Here is an 18,382-nt window from a genome sequence, read left to right as displayed (position 1 = left end):
GCCGATATTATAAGCCGCGCTCCATCTCGTCTGCCCTAACGCGTTCGACCACATCCGGATCGCATTGTTCATCGACGAGAAACTGGGAGATTCCACCATCCCATGTCCGTATGTCGGCGAGGAGATTTTGGAGCTCGTCCACGCCGTTCTCGGTCAGACGATGGCACCGCTGGCACGATCCTCGCGACCTTCGTGCCGAAAACAACCACCGTAAATGTGGGGGACCAACGATAATGGTAATGAACCTCTGCCGCGTGCGCAAACGTGAACCGCAAAAAGTCGGGGAAGGCGGAAAACAGGCGTCCAAATTTCCTGTTCTTTAGCTAGAGTTCGTACTGACGCCGCTATTCAGGATATAGCTGTCGAATCCTGCAAGATGTTCTTCATTTGCAGCCAAAGCTTTAAGAGCGCAGTGTCCCCGTCTCGCGGCGATCAATTCCATGAGGCATTCTATTGCGGCCAATGCCGGAGTCATCGTGTGGATAAACGAAGGGACTTCGGTGCGAACGCGGATCACAACTTGAGAAGATCTAGCGATTGGAGACAAGTCGCTGTCCGTCAAAGCGACGAGTTTCGCGCCACGCGACACTGCAAACTCGGCTGCCTGTACTGTAAAGCGAGTATAAGGGCTGACTGTGACGGCCAGCAAAGCGTCTTCTGGACCGATAGAACGGAGCGCATCATCGGAAGTGCCGCCCATCCCATCGATCAATGTTGTGGGCGAGCCAAGCAATGATCCAAGATGGTGCATTAGATAGGCGACAGGAAAGCTCAAACGGCGGCCGATGCAAAACATTTGTTTTGCCTCCGCTATGAGGTCGGCCGCTGCCGCCAACGTGGCGATGGCGGATGGCTGGGCCAATCTGCTGAGATGACCCTGCAAAGTATTAACTGTATCGCAAATGAGGACGCCATCGCCGGCGATCTCACCTCGTGCCAATAATTCCTCTCCACCGAAGCTTTCCGGAACTCCCCTAACGCTGTCCGCGAAAACCTCCTTCAAATTGTCGAAGCCATTGAAGCCCAGGCGTTTTGCAAGTCGCGTCAACGTTGCCGGGGGCACTCGTGCTCGGCGCGCCTGCTCCCTCATTGACAGCAGCGCGACTTCAGTTGGATGATCAACCAACCAACGCGCAGCGACCTTCATTTGCCGAGGAAACTGCTCATAGCTGTCCTTTATGCGCCTTGTTGGAAAATCCATTCTTGCTTCCTGAGATCTACTGGGCAAGTGCCCTAACTGACAAAGGTTTTTTCGTTCGACCGTGGATTGAGGCGGCCCTACTTGTTGAGAACCGCTGCCATTTCGCGATGCCTCACGTAGCGCGAGTTGGCTATCACGCGCTGGAGCGTCCCGAGAACTGACCCGATTGCGCCATTATGAGGTGGCGACGCAGGGCATCATCATCTTCATCCGGACAAACCAGAAGCCAACTCCGCACGAAGATGCCCCAAAAGGGGTTCTTCGCGGTCCTGCTAAAAGACATTGTATTTTCGTTCCATTAATTTCTCCTGGCGTTAGGTTGCAATGACGAGGAGGGCATGCAAATTCTCTGCCAACCGAGTGGAAATCACAAAAACAGACTTTCTTCACTATAGAATTATGAGAAGCAGGAGGATCGAGAACTCGACTACCGCCTGTTGAGATTCATCCAGAGTTTATGACGGCTGCTGCGAGATGAATGATGGTGTTGAAGCTTTGGTAGGTCTTGTCGGCGCGCACTGCGATGCGCTTGAACTCCTTGAGTTTGCAGATGAAGTTTTCGATCAGGTGACGCCATGCGTACATCTCCGCGTCAAGAGGAAGGGGCTGAGCCCGAATCGGGTGTTTGGAGATGACGAGCGTTCCTTCAGACCAGCGACGATAGATTGAGCTGCCCCGCTCATCGGTGAGCGCGAGGATCTCGGTGGTCATGCCGCCTTGGAGCAGCCCATGGCCTGGCTCTGAGTCCCCCTTTGCGCCTTTGCCGTGGCGGTGGACCTTGACGATGTAGGCGTCGACCATGGCATATTCCATGTCCGGTTCGTCCGAGCACACGTCAAAAAGCCGAACGAATACACCGGCTTTAAACCAGTCTCGGTACCCCTTGAACACTTGAAAGGCCAATCCTTCAAAAACAGGAGCATCATGCGCAAACTCTCGCTCCAAATGCCGCGTCAGCCTTAATCCATGTCATGAATCCGACAAAACTGCAGTGCTCTCCGACCGGCGGTTGAGCTAATGATTGCGGGAGGCCACCGCGTTGTGGCATGCGCGACAGAGATCGATCGAACGCCGGGATCCGAGATGTTGGAAAACAGTTATCTGCTCACCCAAGAGTTCGACACCTCGTTCCCCCACCCTCAGGCCGCGCCGTCCTTTCGAAGTGCTAACCGGTTCCGTAGCCTTGTCGCAATCTGAGCGGCCCGACGGGTGCAACGTGATCTGGCAACAACCGGATGGTGCGTGCTGCCAACGCCGGTAGGCCCGATGCCGTCGCCCGAACGCAATTGACTCCGCCAATTCAACTTACCCCCGATACGCATGCGTGCACAGATTTCTCCAGTATGTCTAGACCGTGTTGAAGGGTCGGTCTGTCGATAGTCAAAGGAGGAAGAAGCTTAATAACCTGGTCCTCCGCGCCGCAACGCTCTACCACAAGACCCTCTTTAAACGCCCGGCGTACGATTTCAGCTGCCAGTTCTCTCGCACTGCAGTCGAGCCCCAGCATCATGCCTCTTCCGCGCACAGAAAGGTTAGATCCTTGATTGCTTTGAGCGACTTGCCGTAGACGCTCCATTAGGATGCGTCCCGTTTCAATAACACCCTTTGACAGGTTTTCAGTCGTCCAGTGCTTTCGCAAAGCAGCGGTGGCCGTCACGAGTGCAAGGTTGTTGCCTCTGAAAGTCCCACTGTGTTCGCCCGGTTGCCAAACATCCAATTCGGGTTTGAGCAGCAAAAGTGATAGCGGCAGCCCACAACCGCTGAGTGACTTCGACAAAAGAACGATGTCTGGAGATATATTGGCAAACTCAAAACTGAAAAACTCGCCCGTTCGGCCACACCCCGCTTGGATGTCATCGACAATCAGGAGGATTCCGTTCTTTCTGCAAATCCGTTCAAGTGACTGCAACCACTCTTTGCTCGCGGGATTGATGCCGCCCTCCCCCTGGATGGTTTCGAGAATGATGGCTGCCGGCAGATCGACACCACTGCTATCATCAGCAAGTAATCTATCGAGGTATTCCGTAGTATCTTTATCGGCGCCCCAATAGCCGTCGTAGGGCATGAACACCGCGCCCGCAAGCGGAAGACCTGCTGCATCTCGGAAATATCGATTTCCTGTTACTGCGAGTGCGCCCAAGCTCACGCCATGATAGCCATTGGTAAATGAAATGATACTGTGCCGTCCCGTAATCTTGCGTGCAAGTTTCAAAGCTGCTTCGACGGCGTTGGCGCCCGTGGGACCAACAAACTGAAATTTATATGTTAGACCACGTGGGCGCAATATTATCTCGTCAAAATACTCCATAAACTCGCGTTTCACTGACGTAGCCATGTCTAACGCGTGGATAATCCGATTTGATTGTAAGTATTCCACCGCGTCGTTAAGGATGTCGGGATCGTTGTGACCGTAGTTAAGGACACTCGCTCCAGAAAGAAAGTCGATAAACTCACAACCGTTTTCGTCTTCGAGAATGGCTCCTGCCGCCTTCCTGAACACCACAGGGAAGGATCGTGAATATGACCGCACGTTCGACTCGAGGGTTTCGAAGGCAAATAGCGAGTTGGAGCTACTTTCTTGAAGCATGATCTTCCTCCATCAGACGATTGCATCACAGCGTCACGCAAACGGGTCGCGATGCGGTCGCGGTTTGCTTTTGCCAGCCAATTTCAAGTTGTAATCTTACCATTTTAGACGACACCGCCGACCCGTGCGCCTACCTTGGATGGTAGTATCGTCACCGACCATTCTTTGGCAACGGCTTAGATCGAAAATCGTCGAAATCCAGGAATTACCCGGAGGGATTCCGATCAAGAGCCGCACTGTTTTCGCCCTGACGGTGGCTTTGTGTCAGCAACCTTGAGTCTCCTCTGTCCACGGGCACATATTCGCGTTCTGCCGGCGGGACACGCGAATGCGAGATCGGGTCGTCATAGATGGGCGTACAAGCAGGCGGCCTCGATGTTCCCCTTCAGTCCCAGCATTTCATGCGAGGCGACGTCATCCCATTGTGGAAACCCAGCGACGGCAACAGAACCGCAAGACTGTTGATGCCAGCCCGAAAGTCGATCGGCTCGGTTTTGTGATTGTGCTGAAGCGATGGACGGAAGACAGGTTCCGATGGCCCCGCCGGGAGACGGCGGCGGTGACACTTTCGACCGAGCAGCTCCACTGGATCCTCGATGGTATCGATATCGACCCGATGGCTCGCCGTCCGGTGCGGCAATACCAGATCGCCGGCTCCTGCAGAATGTGCGGCTCGGGTATGCCTGCCGCCATTGCGATCGCACCGGGATCAATACGCCTGTTGTCGTTTGCGCCAATGCCCGTGCAGCCTTTCCCGGGCAGCATCGCGACGGCCTCGACGCTGGCCTTCGCGCTCGTCCATAAACATGCCGACGGCACGCCGCTCTACCGCCTGGCGCAGGCCTTCGAGCGTGCCGGCGTTCCCATCAGCCGCGGCGCCGCTCTGGGCCATTGGGTGATCAGCTCGAGCGAGAGCCATCTCTCTCGCATCTATGACGCGCTGAAGCTGCGGCTCAGATCGCAAGCACTCATCCTCGGCGACGAGACGACGGTTCAAACCTGAAGGAGACGGACAGGGAGGCCAATAGCACATCCTTCATGTGGGCGTATCGGAGCGGCGAGGAAGCGACGAACCGATCGTACTTCTCGATTATCAACTCGGCCGCGGCCAGATACACCCGCAGGCCTTTCTCGGCGGTTGCCACGGCATCCTGATGAGCGATGGCTACACCGCATGGCGCACGCTGGGAGGGGCGACCCATCTGGGACGTATGGCCCATTCCCGGTGTCGCTTTGTCGATGCCCTCAAGGCAAGGAAGAAGGACGGTGGAGCAGGCGCTGAAGTTCTATGAGCAGCTCTACCGGATTGAAAGCCAGGCGGGCAAACGAGAAGCCGGACAAGGACGAAACACAAGCCGATTGCATTAGCCGTTTCCGCCAGCAACATAGCTTGCCCATCCTGAACGTTCTTAAGGCATGGCTCGACGACATAGCGCCGAAGGTCCTGCCCGACAGCAAGATCGGCGATGCCGTTTCCTACACCCTGAACCAGTGGGAGTGCCTGACGCGCTAGAAGGCAGCAGGATGCCGATCGACAACAACCTTGCTTGTCCGCGACATTAGAATCTTCGCAAAATGCCGTCGTATCCAGCCTCACACTGACCTCCGCGCCTACGGCATCGAACAGTTGGCCTACTTGCGCCATGTCCTTAGCGAATTGCCGCAGCGCGCCACAGACGCCGACATCACCGACCTCCTGCCCTTCAACTTCGCCAAAACGGCCGCTGCCTGATCCGATACGGCCTTCTGACAGCGACCCCCGTCAAATGGGCCACGTCAACACGCCTGGAAATGAGCGCTTACGGCGCGAGATGAATGCCGCTCGATCATTTCGGATTTCGTCGGCCGCTCGCCCTCACGCGAGTGCATATCCAAGCCGCTACCTTGCATTGGCAGGCTCCAATCCGTGCTGACCTGAACTGGAAGGAAGGCTGATGCCTAAGACGCATAGCACTGGCCGCCTGCTTGGCCTTATTTATCCATTTACGCAAGAGGTCGGGATTGACCCCGTGTTCGAGCGCCAGGCGCGACCGAGACGCCGGGTTCTAGATAGGCGATAACAAGGCGCTCTCTCGAAGCAGATCATCGACGCTGACCGTCGGGCGCCACAAGCCTCACCTGCAGTTTTTGATCATCTTCTTCCATGATTTGGTGTCCACCTATTTCAGACCGCCCCAAAACGTTGAAGGAACCGGGGTTACGGGGACTCGTCGTGGAGCGATGAGGATTTTTTGGGAGTTTTTCTCATTAACGCGATTGGGCCAGCAGGTGGCCAGAAGGTGGTGCCTTTTCCCAACTATGCCTTCATAGCGCCGATCAGCTCCGAAATGCTAACAAGGGTGGTGGCTCTTTTAATTTTATAGGCGACTGCAGTCAGGCTAAATTCTCCTTGAACGCGGTTCAGCCCACGCATCAAGAACGCGCCCTGGTTGGTAATCCCCCCGCGAATTAACGGGCTTCAAAAGTAGAATTTTCTCGGGCTTTATGGCCGAGGAGATTTTGATGAAGACGAGCAGATTTAGCGAACCCCAATCCTTGCCATCCTTCGCCAAGCGGAAGGTGGTGTCCCTGTCCCCGAGCTTTGCCGGGAACATGGAATGAGCACGGCGTCATTTTACAAATGGCGATCCAAATACCGTGGCATGGATGCCTCGATGATCAGCCAGATGAAGGCTCTGGAAGACCAGGACCGTCGGCTGAAGAAGATGTATGCCTAGATGAGCATGCAGGCCGAGCCTCTGAAGGAGGCTCTTGCAAAAAAATGACGCGGCCATCTCAACGCCGAGAGATGGCTGCAAAAGCAGTGATGTTGCGCGGGTCAGTATTGCGTTGGCCTGCCGCACGTTCGAGGTCAGCGAGACCTGTTATCGCTACAGTGCCAAGCTGAACGACGTGAACGAGCAGATCGCCGATCTCCTGATCGGACTGACGCAGGCAATGAAGACCTGGGGCTTCGCCTGTGTTTCCTTTATCTACGCAATGTCTGGGGGCATCGCTGGAACCACAAGCGCGTATACCGCATCTACCGCGAGTTGGAGTTGAACCTCAGGATCAAGCCACGCAAGCGATTGAAGCGGGGCAAGCCCGATGCACTAACGGTGCCGAATGCGCCGAACATGGTCTGGTCAATGGGTTTCATGGCCGACCCGCTGGAGGACGGTAGGCAGTTCCGGCTGCTGAACGTCCTGGATGACTTCAACCTCGAGGGACTGGGCATCGAAGTGGATTTTTCTCTACCTGCCGTACGCGTCATCCGAAGCCTCAACCAGATCATCGAATGGCGCGGCAAACCGTTCACAATTCGCGTTGATAGTGGACCGGAATATGTCAGTGGCAAACTGATGGAATGGGCGGCGAACCGAGGCATCGCCTTGAGCCATATCCAGCTCGGCAAGCCAGTACACTCGCTCCCGACGAAGGAGTAAAGTCCTGATTGGATTCCACATTTGATTGTGAGCGCGACGAACAGCCCACTGCCTTCGGCGTTGACAGGATGGCAATAACACTTTCTTTCAGAACTTCTGCTTTGCCCGCTTTGGCATAAAGTAGGTTCGGATATTGACGAGTGCTTTGGCGACGTCAGCAGCATCCTGGCGGGTCGCTTTCCGTTTTGTCTCGCCGAGCCTGCGGATGGGCGCGATGATATCGCCAGTGACGGCATGACCTCGAAGAACCGGCTGCCAAAGCCTCGGCGCGTACCCTGTCGCCAGCAGAAAGCAGAGGTCCCAATCGAATGGATCAAAGGTCTGATCATCGATCCTGGTGAACCTGGGCCTGTGGTCTTCCGGTGTTTCCGAAAGGCTCGCCGAGATGCGGTTATACTCTGCAACGATCGTCTGCACGGCCCGATGTTCGGTTGTCTCCATCGGCAGGTTCAGGGCATCCGGACCGATCACTTCCGGGATCCATTTGCGTGGGTCGATGAACTTCGGGCCGATGATGAGAGCCGTAAGATAACCATCGAGACCGCTCATTGACCAGATTAGCGATGCCGGACGACGTCCCCTGATAAACGCCTCGAACGCCTCGTCATCGAGCTTCGGTCGCGGCGTCATCTCCTGGCTGTTCTGTGTCATGCCGCCTGTCGCTCCTGCTGTGTCATCGCCTCTCGAACAACCTTCCAGTTCCATATGTGGACGGCGCCCGCTTGCAAGTGGTTTCTGCAGATGTTTTTGATTGAATCGCTTGCTTCCATATGTGCGGCCTTTGGGTGTGGCCGCACATGACCACTGGCCAAGATGGTTTCCGCGACGCGAGTTCCTAACACGGCAACGGCCTTTAAAGGCCATCGGAACTACCTAACGGAGTACCACGCGTCTTGGATCGATCGATCACACCATCTGCTTTTCTCCTGACCCATCGTCAATTGCTTGGCCGCTGCACCGCGGACACAGCGCCGTCGTTCACATCCTTGCGACAATCGCCATGAGCATCAACGATCGGAGATCACGATGAATGTACATCTCAAAGTCCAGCCTCATCACCTCGAACGCAGCGCCTACCTCTACATCCGCCAATCTTCGATGCGGCAAGTCATCGACAATACCGAGAGCGCCATGCGGCAATATGCGCTTCGCGGGCGCTGCTATCGCCCTTGGTTGGCGCGAGGAGCAGATTATCGTCATCGATAGCGACCAAGGTGAATCCGGCGCATCGGCGGTCTGGCGAGAGGGATTTCAACGGCTGGTCAGCGATGTCGGCATGGGACATGCCGGGATCGTCATGGGCCTGGAGGTCTCCCGTCTGGCGCGCAACAATGCCGACTGGCAGCGTCTACTCGAGATCTGCGCCCTTGCTGACACCCTGATCCTCGATGAGGACGGCGTCTACGATCCGGCAAGCTTCAACGACCGGCTCCTGCTCGGCCTCAATGGAACAATGAGTGAGGCCGAACTGCATGTGATCAAGGCGCGGCTGCGCGGCGGTATCCTCAACAAGGCCCGGCGTGGCGAGTTCCGTTGCCCGCTGCCAACCGGGCTGGTCTATGACCACTCCGGCAATGTAACGCTTGATCCAGACATGCAAGTCAGAGAGACGATCGCCCATTTCTTCGAGACGTTCTCTTGCGTCGGATCCGCCTCCCAGACCGTGAAGGCCTTCCGGCAGGAAGGCATTCTCTTTCCCTCTCGCTTGCACCACAGCCAGACGGTTTTCCAGCCACTGACGCCTTCGACGGCGATGCGCGTGCTGCACAATCCACGTTACGCCGGAGCCTATGCCTATGGCCGCCGTCGCTATCGACGAACCATCGATGGCAACAAGCTCGTGCGCAAACAAGGTAGTGATGATTGGACAGCATGCATTCCAGATGCCCATCCCGGCTACATCAGTTGGGAGCAGCATCAGGAGAACCTGAGGATTCTGAAATCGAACATCTGCCGTAAATGGAACGTGGCGGTCGCATCACCTCCGCGGGAAGGCCCGGCGCTGCTGCAGGGGCGGGCCGTGTGTGGGCAATGCGGCAGGCATTTCGCATGCGCTACGCCGCCCGACGCGGTCGGCAGGAAGCCTGGTACGTTTGTGATCGCGCCCGTACCAATCGCGGTGAACCCCTGTGCCAGGCGATCGCTGCACCTCCTGTTGACGAAGCCATCGGCATGCTGATCGCCGAGCAGATGACTCCGGCAGCCATCGAACTGGGGATTGAAGTCCACAAAGAGATCGCAGCGCGACATGAAGAGGCGGACCGGCTGCGCTGTCGCGCAATCGAGCGCGCGCAAACGGAAGCCGATCTCGCCCAGCGCCGTTTCATGCTCGTCGATCCCAATAACCGCCTCGTCGCCGACACGCTCGAAGGCGAATGGAACGAGAAGCTCCGCATCTTGGCTAATGCCCGCGAAGAGCGCGAGCGCGCCCGGGAGCACGATCAATTCATCCTCGATAAGGCCGTCCACGAGCGGTTTGTCGCCATCACGGCGGACTTCAAAAAACTCTGGACCAACCCAGAGACCCCGAACCGCGAACGAAAGCGCTTGCTTGCTCACATCATTGAGGACGTCACCCTCCTCAAACTACCGAAGAGAGGCACAACCAAGGCTCATATTCGCTTCAAAGGCGGCAAAACTTCAACTGAATGCGAAAGAGAGATGCAGTATGAATGCAGATCGTTGGTCGCCAGGATCATGCCAGATCCTTCCCAATAAATGCAGCGAAGGCGATCGCATCGCTTGGCGCGGAACACGAACACGTCACCACAGAAAGGTTATGTGGCGTGCCACATAACCCTATTTATGTGTCGGGCGAGATTATGTGGCGGATCCGGCGCGGCGCCAGCCGAGACCCGTCTAATCTGGAATTCTCCGCCACATAATATTTTGTGCCTCTTGAGATGGGTGCGGGATCCCCCGCGCCGCTATTCGGAGGGACAACATGCTCGAGTTCTATTTCTCGTATCGTGGGGTGCTCAAGCGCCTGCGTAGTGGTGCGCTTGGTGGCGAGATGGATCGCCTCGCGGAGCATTTTTTCGCGCTCGGTTATAAGCGAGCGTCCGCCAAGATTTACCTGAGCCGGATTGCGCGTTTTAGCCAGTTTGCCTTGACGCACTGTGGTCCGATGCCGATCCATCAAGATGTAATCGACAGCTATTTGGGCGCGTTTACTAGTGATACTCCGCGCATTGGGGCAGTATCGGCTCTGGCTCATGCACGGCGAGTGGCTCCGGAGCGGTTCATTATTTCCGTTTCAGATGAAGAGAATGATCCGGATGCTCCGCTTCTGGCCTCCTTTTCGGACTATCTGCGCAGGGTACGGGGCCTGGAGCCGAAGACCCGCGAAGGCGTTCTTCTGGGCGGCCGCCGTTTTCTGGATTGGTTCCGCCATCACCGCCCCGGCCAAAGTCTTGAGGCGTTGACAGCTGAGCACGTGCTTGCTGCTGTCGAGCATCGGCTGTCGCTATCGGCGACCTCCGGCACCCGCACGGCAGCGACTTCTCACATTCGAACATTTCTTCGGTTCTTATGTTGGGCTGGCCACCATCACCAAGATCTTGCCCGCATCGTGCCGAGAACGCCGTATTGGCGTTTGGCGCATCTGCCGCCACGCCTTACATGGGGTGACGTTCGGCGCGCAATCGATGCGATCGACCGAACGACGCCGGTCGCTATCCGCGATCGAGCCGTCCTGCTGCTGCTCGCCACCACGGGCATTCGCAACGGCGAGTTACGTGCCATGCGACTGCAGGATATCGACTGGCGTACTGGCGAGGTTTTTATCCGGCGGACCAAAGGCAAGCGTGATCGGGTGGTGCCACTCCTCGAGGAGACCGGCGCGGCGCTCGTCGACTACATCCTGCGCGCTCGACCGAAGGTGGACAGTCCGTATCTGTTCCTGTCGTTCACGCCGCCGGTGGGAGCGTTCAAGTCTGCGGCGCCTGTTTCAAGGATCGTGAGGAAGCGGTTGCGGCATGGCGGGGTCGAACTCGGGCGGGTCGCCGGTGCACATCTCCTGCGCCACAGCCTCGCCACCCAGCTTGTCGGGCAGCGAAGGCCAATCAACGAGGTCGCCGATCTTCTTGGTCACCGGAGTATCAACACAACGGCGCTGTACGTGAAGGTTGCGGCCTCGCAGCTCGCCGAGGTCGCACTCCCCTTTCCCGGAGGCGCTGTATGACCGCCTTTGCCCGATTTCTCGCGAGAAGGTCGAGCGTTACATCGAACTGCGCCACTCGCTCGGCTACTCTTTCAGCAAACAAGCCGGTACGTTGCGCGCCTTCGTCCGCTACGTTGAACGCACTCAGTTCGATGCGCCCGCCACCCGGACGATGGCGCTGGACTTCGTCCTGTCGTTCGGCGGCGCCGCCAACAGCCGCGCTACTCGTCACGGCGTGCTCCGCCGCTTCTACGAGTATCTCGCCGTCTATGACGCCCAAACCGAATCCTTGGAGCGCAGAGCCTTTCCTAGGTCGAGGGCGATTCCACCTCCGCGTATCCTCAGCGAGGCAGAGTTGGCGTCGCTCATCGACGCATGCACCCGCATTTCGCCAGGCATCCCCCTCAGGGGGCGGACGATGGCGACGCTGATCGGACTGTTGGCAAGTACGGGACTGCGATCGGGCGAAGTGGTCAGGCTTGATCGTTCCGACGTCGATCTGACCAACGGGGTTCTTCTCATTCGGAAGACGAAGTTCCGCAAGGACCGTCTCGTTCCCGTTCACACGACGACCCAAACAGCGCTTCGCCGCTATGCCCGTGAGCGCGATGCCGCTTTTCCCAGTCCCAAGGACGAGGCCTTCTTCCTCAGCTCTCGTGGCAACCGCCTCTCGGCGACTGGCTTGCAAAGCGGATTTGCTCAGGTCCGCAAGTTCGCCGGCCTTGATGACGGCAAGCCGTTGCGGCCGCACGATCTTAGGCATCGGTTTGCCGTGACCCGCATGAGCCTATGGCATCAACAACGTGCCAACGTCCAGGCGCTACTCCCGGTACTCGCCACCTATCTCGGCCACACCAACTACAGTGACACAGCCTACTACCTCACTGGCTCGGTGGATCTTCTCGCCATCGCGGCGGAACGCGCCTTCCTCAATGGAGGCGCAGCATGAGTGAACACTTACTCCTGGCGCCACTCTTGGAGTCCTACTTTCGCCGACGCCTGACCAAGCAACGCAACGCGACTCCCGCGACCATGGCCAGCTATCGCGACGCCTTGCGCATGCTCATCCTCTTTGCCGCCACACGGTTGCGGAAGAAGCCGGCGGCGTTGGTGCTCGAGGAGCTCGATCGAGACCTCATTCTCGCCTTTCTCGACGAACTCGAGGAGAAGCGGAACAATACTATCGCCACGCGCAACGCCTGCCTAGCGGCGATCCGATCGTTCTTCCACCATGTCGCAGCCGCCGATCCAGCGTCCTTCGGTGTCGCCCAACGCGTGCTGACGATTCCCATAAAACGGGCGCACATCAACGTGACGCATCACCTCATCAAGGCCGAAGTGGACGCCCTCATTGAAGCGCCTAATCCAAGGACGCCCCGCGGCCGGCGTGACCGCACGTTTCTACTGTTCCTCGCACGGACCGGCGCGCGAGTCTCCGAAGCTACCGGCGTCAACGCAAACGACCTTCAGTTGGAACGGTCGCACCCACAAGTACTGCTGCGCGGCAAAGGGCGCAGAGACCGCATCATCCCCATTTCTCAGGATCTGGCGCGAGCATTGACAGCCTTGTTGGCCGAACACGAAATCGCGAGCCACGAGCCGCGACCGATATTCGTCGGCGCCCGCAACGAGCGCCTGACGCGCTTCGGAGCAACCCACATCGTGCGGCGAGCGGTGGCCAAGGCCGTGAACATCAGGCCGGCCTTGGCCCAAAAGCCTATATCGCCGCACATCTTCCGACACTCACTGGCCATGAAGCTTCTCCAGTCGGGCGTTGACCTTCTGACGATCCAAGCCTGGCTCGGGCACGCACAGGTCGCTACAACCCACCGCTATGCCACTGCCGATGTCGAGATGATGCGTAAAGGTCTCGAGAAGGCTGGAGTCGCCGGCGATCTTGGCGTCCGTTTCCGACCAAATGACGCCGTGCTCGAACTGCTGAACAGTATCTAAATATTATGTGGCGGAGAATTCCAGATTAGACGGGTCTTGGCTGGCGCCGGGACGGATCCGTCACATAATCTCGCCCGACACATTAATAGGGATCGGCCGCAAGCGCTGATGCCACCAGCGCAACAAGGTCATTCATCCCGCGCCGGAAGTCGACCGGCTGCGTCGCCACCATGATCTTCACACCATTCGGCGGTCGTCCGATCACCGGCGCCCTCGCAATGCCGCCACCATCGCCTGCGCCAACTCGGGCGCCACGGACCCGATCACGGTCATCCGTGCTCCGGCAATCTCGATCTCAATTCGACCGGAAGCAACGGAAGCGATATCCGACGACGCGCTCTGGGGAGGCGTCCGTTCTCCAACCAAGGTCACCGGCACGAACATGGCCTGCTGCGCGCAGGCTTGCGCGGATCGTCGAGAGGTCAGCTCGGCTTCGCGGCGCCAGACATTCAGCAAGCCGCGCTTGACGCCCCAGCGCCGGGCGACGGCCGAGACGTTCACGTCGGGTTCTGCGCTTTCGGCAAGGATCCGCGCCTTCTCTTTGTCGGTCCAATTCCGCCGCGGCGCCGACCGGTAATCACCTCGATCCGACGATACTTTCCCTCATGCCTAGCTTCATGCATGTCTTCATCCATGACTTCAAGCATGGCATCAGCGCGATCTCCAACCATCCCGTTCCACTCCCGTCGATGAAGGAGCTTATCTCGCCGCCTTGGTCAGCGAAGAAAAGGTGGGTTTTTCGTCGCGCTCACATTTGATCTGCGGGAGCGCATCACCTTGGACGTTACTTTACAATTCGATAATACCAAAATCGACTGCTTTAATAGCTGCGACTGTTCTACTAGAAACATCAAATTTTCGCATGGCATTTTTTATATGGAAGTTGACAGTATTTTCGGATATTCCTAAGATAATACTTATACCCCACGACGATTTCCCTCTCGCGACCCACAAAATACACTCCTTTTCTCTTAGAGAAAGATTAGGATGGCTTGCAGTACTACTAGAATTTGCCAATTTAGCAACCTTTGAGTGAAAGTGTGCTGCCGTAAGTTGCGAGTAAGTGATTGTTCTGATGTCGAATTCGCGTTCTAAAGGCTGAGCAAAAGCTCATAGTCGCAAAGCTGCCGTCGGAGCTATGGATTGGAACACTGATACCAGACCTCAAGCCGACCGCCGCGGCATCGTTGAAAATCCGCCGTTCGATTTCGGTCGTGCTAGCGTCGTTGTACGCTTCGCTCCAACGAAAGGCGCGCGCCCGCTTTCGGCTCTTGTTGATGATGGGATCTCTTCTGTCATAACCCATTTCGGCACAGCGCTTCAGCCATTCATCGGGATAATTCATCACGTTCGGATCGCGTCGAGCCAGGCTCAAAACCTTCTCGGTGGGTCTAAGAGGACCATAAGCAAGCCACGGGCAATCAAAACTAAGGGCAAAGCTAGACAACAGATCGATCGACCGATCGGATCGGGCATCAGCCTGGTCGAGAAATCGGGAAAACTCGACAGCAAGCGCCTCCGTCGCTGCCTTGGGGAAAGGCAGCGACGGAACCAGAGAAAATGGATCGGACGCTCTTGCTGCTGGCCTTCGAAGTTGAGCGCCCGCATTCATCCGTCGGCGTTCCATGGTCGCTCCTTAAGTGCACCAGATGTTGTCATCTGGTGCACGAAGCTTTCGGCCGTAGGCTACGGCTCTGCCGTCCTTGGTAGGGCGGCATCGCTAATAGCACCGTTTGCGGATTTAATTCAGACCTGGGATGTCCCATCAGGTCGACAGTTCCTACCGCCTAGTCACTTGGGAGCTTCAAAAATCGTGCCAGATTGGCAGCTACAGCCTCACTAGACTATGTTCGGCGTGTTTCATCAGTGACATAGATTATGCCGCTGCCAGCAGCTAGGTCAAAATTTACGATATCTGGATTCGACAAACCCGACAGTAGGTGTCGGTTTCCCGGCGTCATCGGCGACAGAGTATATCCGGCCAGGAAACAGCCTCTAAATACCTTCAGTGGAATTCACCCGTGCCATACCAGCCGCGCTCCGCATTGCCCGATTTCGGGGACGTGGCGATTACGACACAACGCTTACGCCATCGTATTGTTTTTAGAGCCGCAGCCAACTTTGGCGGTGCATGCATGATTATAAGCAAATACACCACGTACCGAGGGTAAGCGGGTAGGCCATCCCACGTAGCGCGGTATCGAAAGATCGCTCATTTTCGGCATGAATCATGCGGAGAAACCTATGAGCGACAGTGTGAATCAGGCTCGTGCCTTTGAGGTTCTGACGGCGACACCAATACGGACGAGGCGCAAGCCACGAGATTGGCCGGATGCTGAGAAGTCTCGGCTGATTGCGGAGACAATGCTGCCGGGGGCGAATGTGTCAGCGATCGCCCGCGCCGAGGGGCTAGATCCCTCGCAGCTTTACGGCTGGCGTCGCAAGGCATTGGCTTCGGGATCGGTTGTGCCCCTTTCCAAAGAGGCTAATGAAAGGGTTAGTTTCGCGCGCGTCGAAGCTGTTGCAAGTTCACCGGTGGAGATCGTCATAGGTGACGTCGTGGTGCGTGTTGCCGGGGATATCGAGCCGGATCATCTTGGCAGAATCCTTAGGGCGGTACGCAAGGCATGATCGCCTCTGGGGTTGTCGTCTACGTCTCGTGTCAACCGGTCGACTTTCGCAAGGGCGCGGCCTCGTTGATGGCTTTGGTCAGGGATGGCGGTCTCGATCCTTTCAATAGCGCCCTTTACGTGTTCCGTTCCAAACGGAAGGACCGTGTCCGGATCGTGTGGTGGGATGGCAGCGGGGTCTGTCTTTATTCGAAAGTTATCTAAGGAAATGGCTTTTGCTGGCCGGCAGCGACGGCGGCCCGCATCCGTCTGGATCATGCCCAGCTCATGGCCCTACTGGCCGGAATGGATTGGAAGAAGATCCGCCCGGCGACAATCAGGAGGCCGCTTTCGACGGGCTGAAACTCCTCCAAGAAATCCGTCGCATGTTACTGTAAACGCTAGGAAAAGATCACTATTTGTGGTCTACTTCCTGCTATGACGTTCTCTGCTTCGGACCTTCCTGACGACGTTGATGCACTCAAGGCGATGATCGTCGCCATGAGCGCAGAAGGTGCTGCTGCTCGAGCGGAGATCACCCGGCTTGAGGCGCTCAAGAAGGATACGGACGAGCGGATAGCCACTCTCACTGCGATTGTGAAAGTGCTTGAGCGGGCTCAGAAAGGCACGCGCTCGGAACGGCTGCGACTCTGGGGATCAACGACGATCAGATCGACTTTGCGTTCGAGGAAGTCGAGACCGGCCTGGCAGCGATCGACAGCGAGCTCGACCAGTCACGGAAAGACAAGCCGAAGCGGGAAGCACGCCCGCGCAAGGGCTTTGCCGCCCATTTCGAGCGCATCGAGGAGGTCATCGAGCCTGAAATCCCCGAAGAGTGCCAAGGGCTGGAGAAGGTTTTGATTGGCGAAGACCGCTCCGAGCGGCTCGATGTCATCCCACCGAAGTTCAGGGTCATCGTTACCCGCCGGCCGAAATACGCATTCAGAGGGCGTGACGGTGTGCTGCAGGCCCTAGCGCCTGGCCATATCATCGAAGCCGGGATTCCGAGCGAACGGCTCCTGGCTTACATCGCTGTATCCAAATACGCCGACGGCCTGCCGCTCTACCGTCAGGAAACAATCTACCTGCGCGATAGCGTGACGCTGAGCCGCTCCTTGATGGCTCAATGGATGGGACATCTCGGCTTCGAGCTCAAGATCCTTGCGGATTACATCCTGGAGAAAATCAAAGCAGGTGACAGGGTCTTTGCCGACGAAACGACATTGCCGACCCTGGTGCCTGGTTCGGGAAAAACAATGACGGCATGGCTGTGGGCCTATGCACGTGATGATCGGCCGTTCGGGGGATCCGGGCCACCAATGGTCGCCTATAGATTTGAAGACAGCAGAGGTGGGCGCTGTGTAGCCCGTCACCTGAGCGGCTTCAACGGCATTCTCCAGGTGGATGGGCACGGCGCCTATACGAGCATGGTCAAAGAGCAGGTCAAGGCCGGCAGCAACGAGACCATCGCATTGGCAGGGTGCTGGGCGCATGTCAGGCGCAAATTTTACGAACTGCATATCGGTGGTATCAATCAGGCCGCGACAGCCTCGGTGAAGGCGATGAGCGAGTTGTGGAAGATCGAGGACGAGATCCGGGGAAAGGATGCCAACGTCCGTGCTGCCGCACGAAAAGAGCGGTCTGCGGCCATTGTCGCCAACCTTTTTAACATCTGGGAAAAGGAGCTGGCGAAGGTCTCTGGCAAGTCCAAGACCGCGGAAGCGATCCGCTATGCAATGACCCGCCGACAATCTCTGGAACGCTTTCTCGGTGACGGCCGCATCGAGATCGACTCCAATATCGTCGAGCGCGCAATCCGTCCCCAAACGATCACACGGAAGAATAGTCTATTTGCCGGAAGCGAAGGCGGTGGCAACACATGGGCCACGATCGCCACGCTCTTGCAGACAGCTAAAATGAACAACGTCGATCCGCTCGCCTGGCTGACACAGACCTTAGTTCGCATGGCTAACGGATGGCCCGCGCAGGATATCGACGCTCTGATGCCGTGGAACTTCGAGTCGAGCGTGGTCGGCTAACCGCTTACGACCGAGGAGAGTTCGTCAGATCGTCCTATGATAACTCGTATCAACAATGCTGTCGCCGGCCAAACCGCTCTTTCCCAAGTCGCTGAGCCGACGAAGGCTTGGTCCTGGATCAATAATCTGAGGTGGCCCAGATATGATTGCTGAACGGGATCTGCGGGTTGATCCCAATCCACGATCAACCGCTGCATTGTTCCCGTCTCTACTCAACTGTTGGAGCGATTCAACGGATGCATGACCCCGCCGGGAATTGTCATATTGACAAGAACTACGCCAAAGTCCGTGGTCCATCGCGATTCACAATGACTTGAAAGCTTCATGTCTGCGGCAAGTCAGTAAGTTCACAATCCTCGTCCACCTGAGCAATCGACTCACGTGGCCTCATCAGTCGCAGTACACT

The 18,382-nt window shown here is 57.1% G+C and carries 13 protein-coding genes and 7 pseudogenes; 11 read left to right on the top strand and 9 right to left on the bottom strand.

Annotated features, from left to right (window positions below):
* Window positions 1-319: 319 nt before the first annotated feature.
* The 3 genes from RGCCGE502_RS34160 to ectB form a co-directional block, all read right to left on the bottom strand.
* Window positions 320-1,201: a MurR/RpiR family transcriptional regulator gene (locus tag RGCCGE502_RS34160; protein WP_016558810.1), complete on the bottom strand. Its 882-nt coding sequence runs from the start codon at window positions 1,199-1,201 to the stop codon at window positions 320-322.
* 444 nt (window positions 1,202-1,645) lie between these two features.
* Complete coding sequence (locus RGCCGE502_RS36425) at window positions 1,646-2,002, bottom strand: transposase (protein ID WP_176705751.1); 357 nt, start codon at window positions 2,000-2,002, stop codon at window positions 1,646-1,648.
* Window positions 2,003-2,501: 499 nt separating this feature from the next.
* Window positions 2,502-3,788: a diaminobutyrate--2-oxoglutarate transaminase gene (ectB, locus tag RGCCGE502_RS34150; protein WP_016558808.1), complete on the bottom strand. Its 1,287-nt coding sequence runs from the start codon at window positions 3,786-3,788 to the stop codon at window positions 2,502-2,504.
* 328 nt (window positions 3,789-4,116) lie between these two features.
* Here ectB and tnpB (RGCCGE502_RS38880) point away from each other — a divergent pair.
* The 3 pseudogenes from tnpB (RGCCGE502_RS38880) to RGCCGE502_RS34120 form a co-directional block, all read left to right on the top strand.
* Window positions 4,117-4,395, top strand: a pseudogene (gene tnpB, locus RGCCGE502_RS38880) (IS66 family insertion sequence element accessory protein TnpB); the annotation flags it as partial.
* Between the two features lie 47 nt (window positions 4,396-4,442).
* Window positions 4,443-5,520, top strand: a pseudogene (tnpC, locus tag RGCCGE502_RS35120) (IS66 family transposase); the annotation flags it as partial.
* 770 nt (window positions 5,521-6,290) lie between these two features.
* Window positions 6,291-7,186, top strand: a pseudogene (locus RGCCGE502_RS34120) (IS3 family transposase); the annotation flags it as partial.
* Between the two features lie 114 nt (window positions 7,187-7,300).
* On the opposite strand, the gene RGCCGE502_RS34115 reads toward RGCCGE502_RS34120, so the two are convergent.
* Window positions 7,301-7,864, bottom strand: coding sequence for a UPF0149 family protein (locus tag RGCCGE502_RS34115; RefSeq protein ID WP_016558804.1), 564 nt, complete (start codon window positions 7,862-7,864; stop codon window positions 7,301-7,303).
* 379 nt (window positions 7,865-8,243) lie between these two features.
* On the opposite strand from RGCCGE502_RS34115, the gene RGCCGE502_RS34110 reads away from it, so the two are divergent.
* Both RGCCGE502_RS34110 and RGCCGE502_RS38675 read left to right on the top strand, forming a co-directional pair.
* Window positions 8,244-9,392 (top strand): recombinase family protein, encoded by a 1,149-nt coding sequence (locus RGCCGE502_RS34110; protein WP_244441850.1) that lies wholly within the window; start codon window positions 8,244-8,246, stop codon window positions 9,390-9,392.
* Window positions 9,386-9,931, top strand: a complete 546-nt coding sequence (locus RGCCGE502_RS38675) for a hypothetical protein (protein WP_016558802.1) — start codon at window positions 9,386-9,388, stop codon at window positions 9,929-9,931. Before RGCCGE502_RS34110 ends, RGCCGE502_RS38675 begins: the two co-directional genes overlap by 7 nt.
* Here the strand turns inward: RGCCGE502_RS38675 and tnpB (RGCCGE502_RS38670) are convergent.
* A pseudogene (tnpB, locus tag RGCCGE502_RS38670) lies at window positions 9,883-9,990 on the bottom strand (IS66 family insertion sequence element accessory protein TnpB); the annotation flags it as partial. The gene RGCCGE502_RS38675 and the pseudogene tnpB (RGCCGE502_RS38670) overlap by 49 nt on opposite strands.
* A gap of 167 nt (window positions 9,991-10,157) precedes the next feature.
* Between tnpB (RGCCGE502_RS38670) and RGCCGE502_RS36410 the strand changes: the two are divergent.
* From RGCCGE502_RS36410 to RGCCGE502_RS34095, 3 genes are read left to right on the top strand one after another with little or no spacing between them, the layout of a single operon-like run.
* Window positions 10,158-11,396, top strand: coding sequence for a site-specific integrase (locus RGCCGE502_RS36410; RefSeq protein ID WP_016558801.1), 1,239 nt, complete (start codon window positions 10,158-10,160; stop codon window positions 11,394-11,396).
* Window positions 11,341-12,324, top strand: a complete 984-nt coding sequence (locus RGCCGE502_RS34100) for a tyrosine-type recombinase/integrase (RefSeq protein WP_019280670.1) — start codon at window positions 11,341-11,343, stop codon at window positions 12,322-12,324. Before RGCCGE502_RS36410 ends, RGCCGE502_RS34100 begins: the two co-directional genes overlap by 56 nt.
* Entirely contained in the window at window positions 12,321-13,328 is a 1,008-nt protein-coding gene (locus RGCCGE502_RS34095) for a tyrosine-type recombinase/integrase (RefSeq protein WP_016558799.1), read from the top strand. Before RGCCGE502_RS34100 ends, RGCCGE502_RS34095 begins: the two co-directional genes overlap by 4 nt.
* A gap of 85 nt (window positions 13,329-13,413) precedes the next feature.
* Here RGCCGE502_RS34095 and tnpB (RGCCGE502_RS36405) read toward each other — a convergent pair.
* The 4 genes and pseudogenes from tnpB (RGCCGE502_RS36405) to RGCCGE502_RS36395 all read right to left on the bottom strand — a co-directional run.
* A pseudogene (gene tnpB / locus RGCCGE502_RS36405) lies at window positions 13,414-13,533 on the bottom strand (IS66 family insertion sequence element accessory protein TnpB); the annotation flags it as partial.
* Window positions 13,530-13,999, bottom strand: a pseudogene (tnpA, locus tag RGCCGE502_RS34090) (IS66-like element accessory protein TnpA). The pseudogenes tnpA and tnpB (RGCCGE502_RS36405), both read right to left, overlap by 4 nt.
* A gap of 118 nt (window positions 14,000-14,117) precedes the next feature.
* Complete coding sequence (locus RGCCGE502_RS38665) at window positions 14,118-14,282, bottom strand: helix-turn-helix domain-containing protein (protein ID WP_244441851.1); 165 nt, start codon at window positions 14,280-14,282, stop codon at window positions 14,118-14,120.
* Between the two features lie 64 nt (window positions 14,283-14,346).
* Window positions 14,347-14,940, bottom strand: a complete 594-nt coding sequence (locus RGCCGE502_RS36395) for an autoinducer binding domain-containing protein (RefSeq protein ID WP_244441849.1) — start codon at window positions 14,938-14,940, stop codon at window positions 14,347-14,349.
* A gap of 632 nt (window positions 14,941-15,572) precedes the next feature.
* Between RGCCGE502_RS36395 and RGCCGE502_RS34080 the strand changes: the two genes are divergently transcribed.
* The 3 genes and pseudogenes from RGCCGE502_RS34080 to tnpC (RGCCGE502_RS34070) all read left to right on the top strand — a co-directional run bounded on the left by RGCCGE502_RS34080 (window position 15,573) and on the right by tnpC (RGCCGE502_RS34070) (window position 17,976).
* Window positions 15,573-15,959: a transposase gene (locus RGCCGE502_RS34080; RefSeq protein WP_016558795.1), complete on the top strand. Its 387-nt coding sequence runs from the start codon at window positions 15,573-15,575 to the stop codon at window positions 15,957-15,959.
* Window positions 15,956-16,162 carry an IS66 family insertion sequence element accessory protein TnpB gene (tnpB, locus tag RGCCGE502_RS39160; protein ID WP_016558794.1) on the top strand — a complete coding sequence of 69 codons (207 nt, stop codon included), beginning with the start codon at window positions 15,956-15,958 and terminating at the stop codon, window positions 16,160-16,162. The genes RGCCGE502_RS34080 and tnpB (RGCCGE502_RS39160) overlap by 4 nt, the downstream gene beginning before the upstream one ends.
* Before the next feature lie 213 nt (window positions 16,163-16,375).
* Window positions 16,376-17,976: pseudogene (gene tnpC, locus RGCCGE502_RS34070) on the top strand (IS66 family transposase).
* Window positions 17,977-18,382 lie beyond the last annotated feature (406 nt).

The sequence above is a fragment of the Rhizobium grahamii CCGE 502 genome, assembly GCF_000298315.2.
Classification (GTDB): Bacteria; Pseudomonadota; Alphaproteobacteria; order Rhizobiales; family Rhizobiaceae; genus Rhizobium; species Rhizobium grahamii.
The sequence above is the reverse complement of the archived record's forward strand: the minus strand, read 5'-3'. Positions and strand labels throughout refer to the sequence as shown.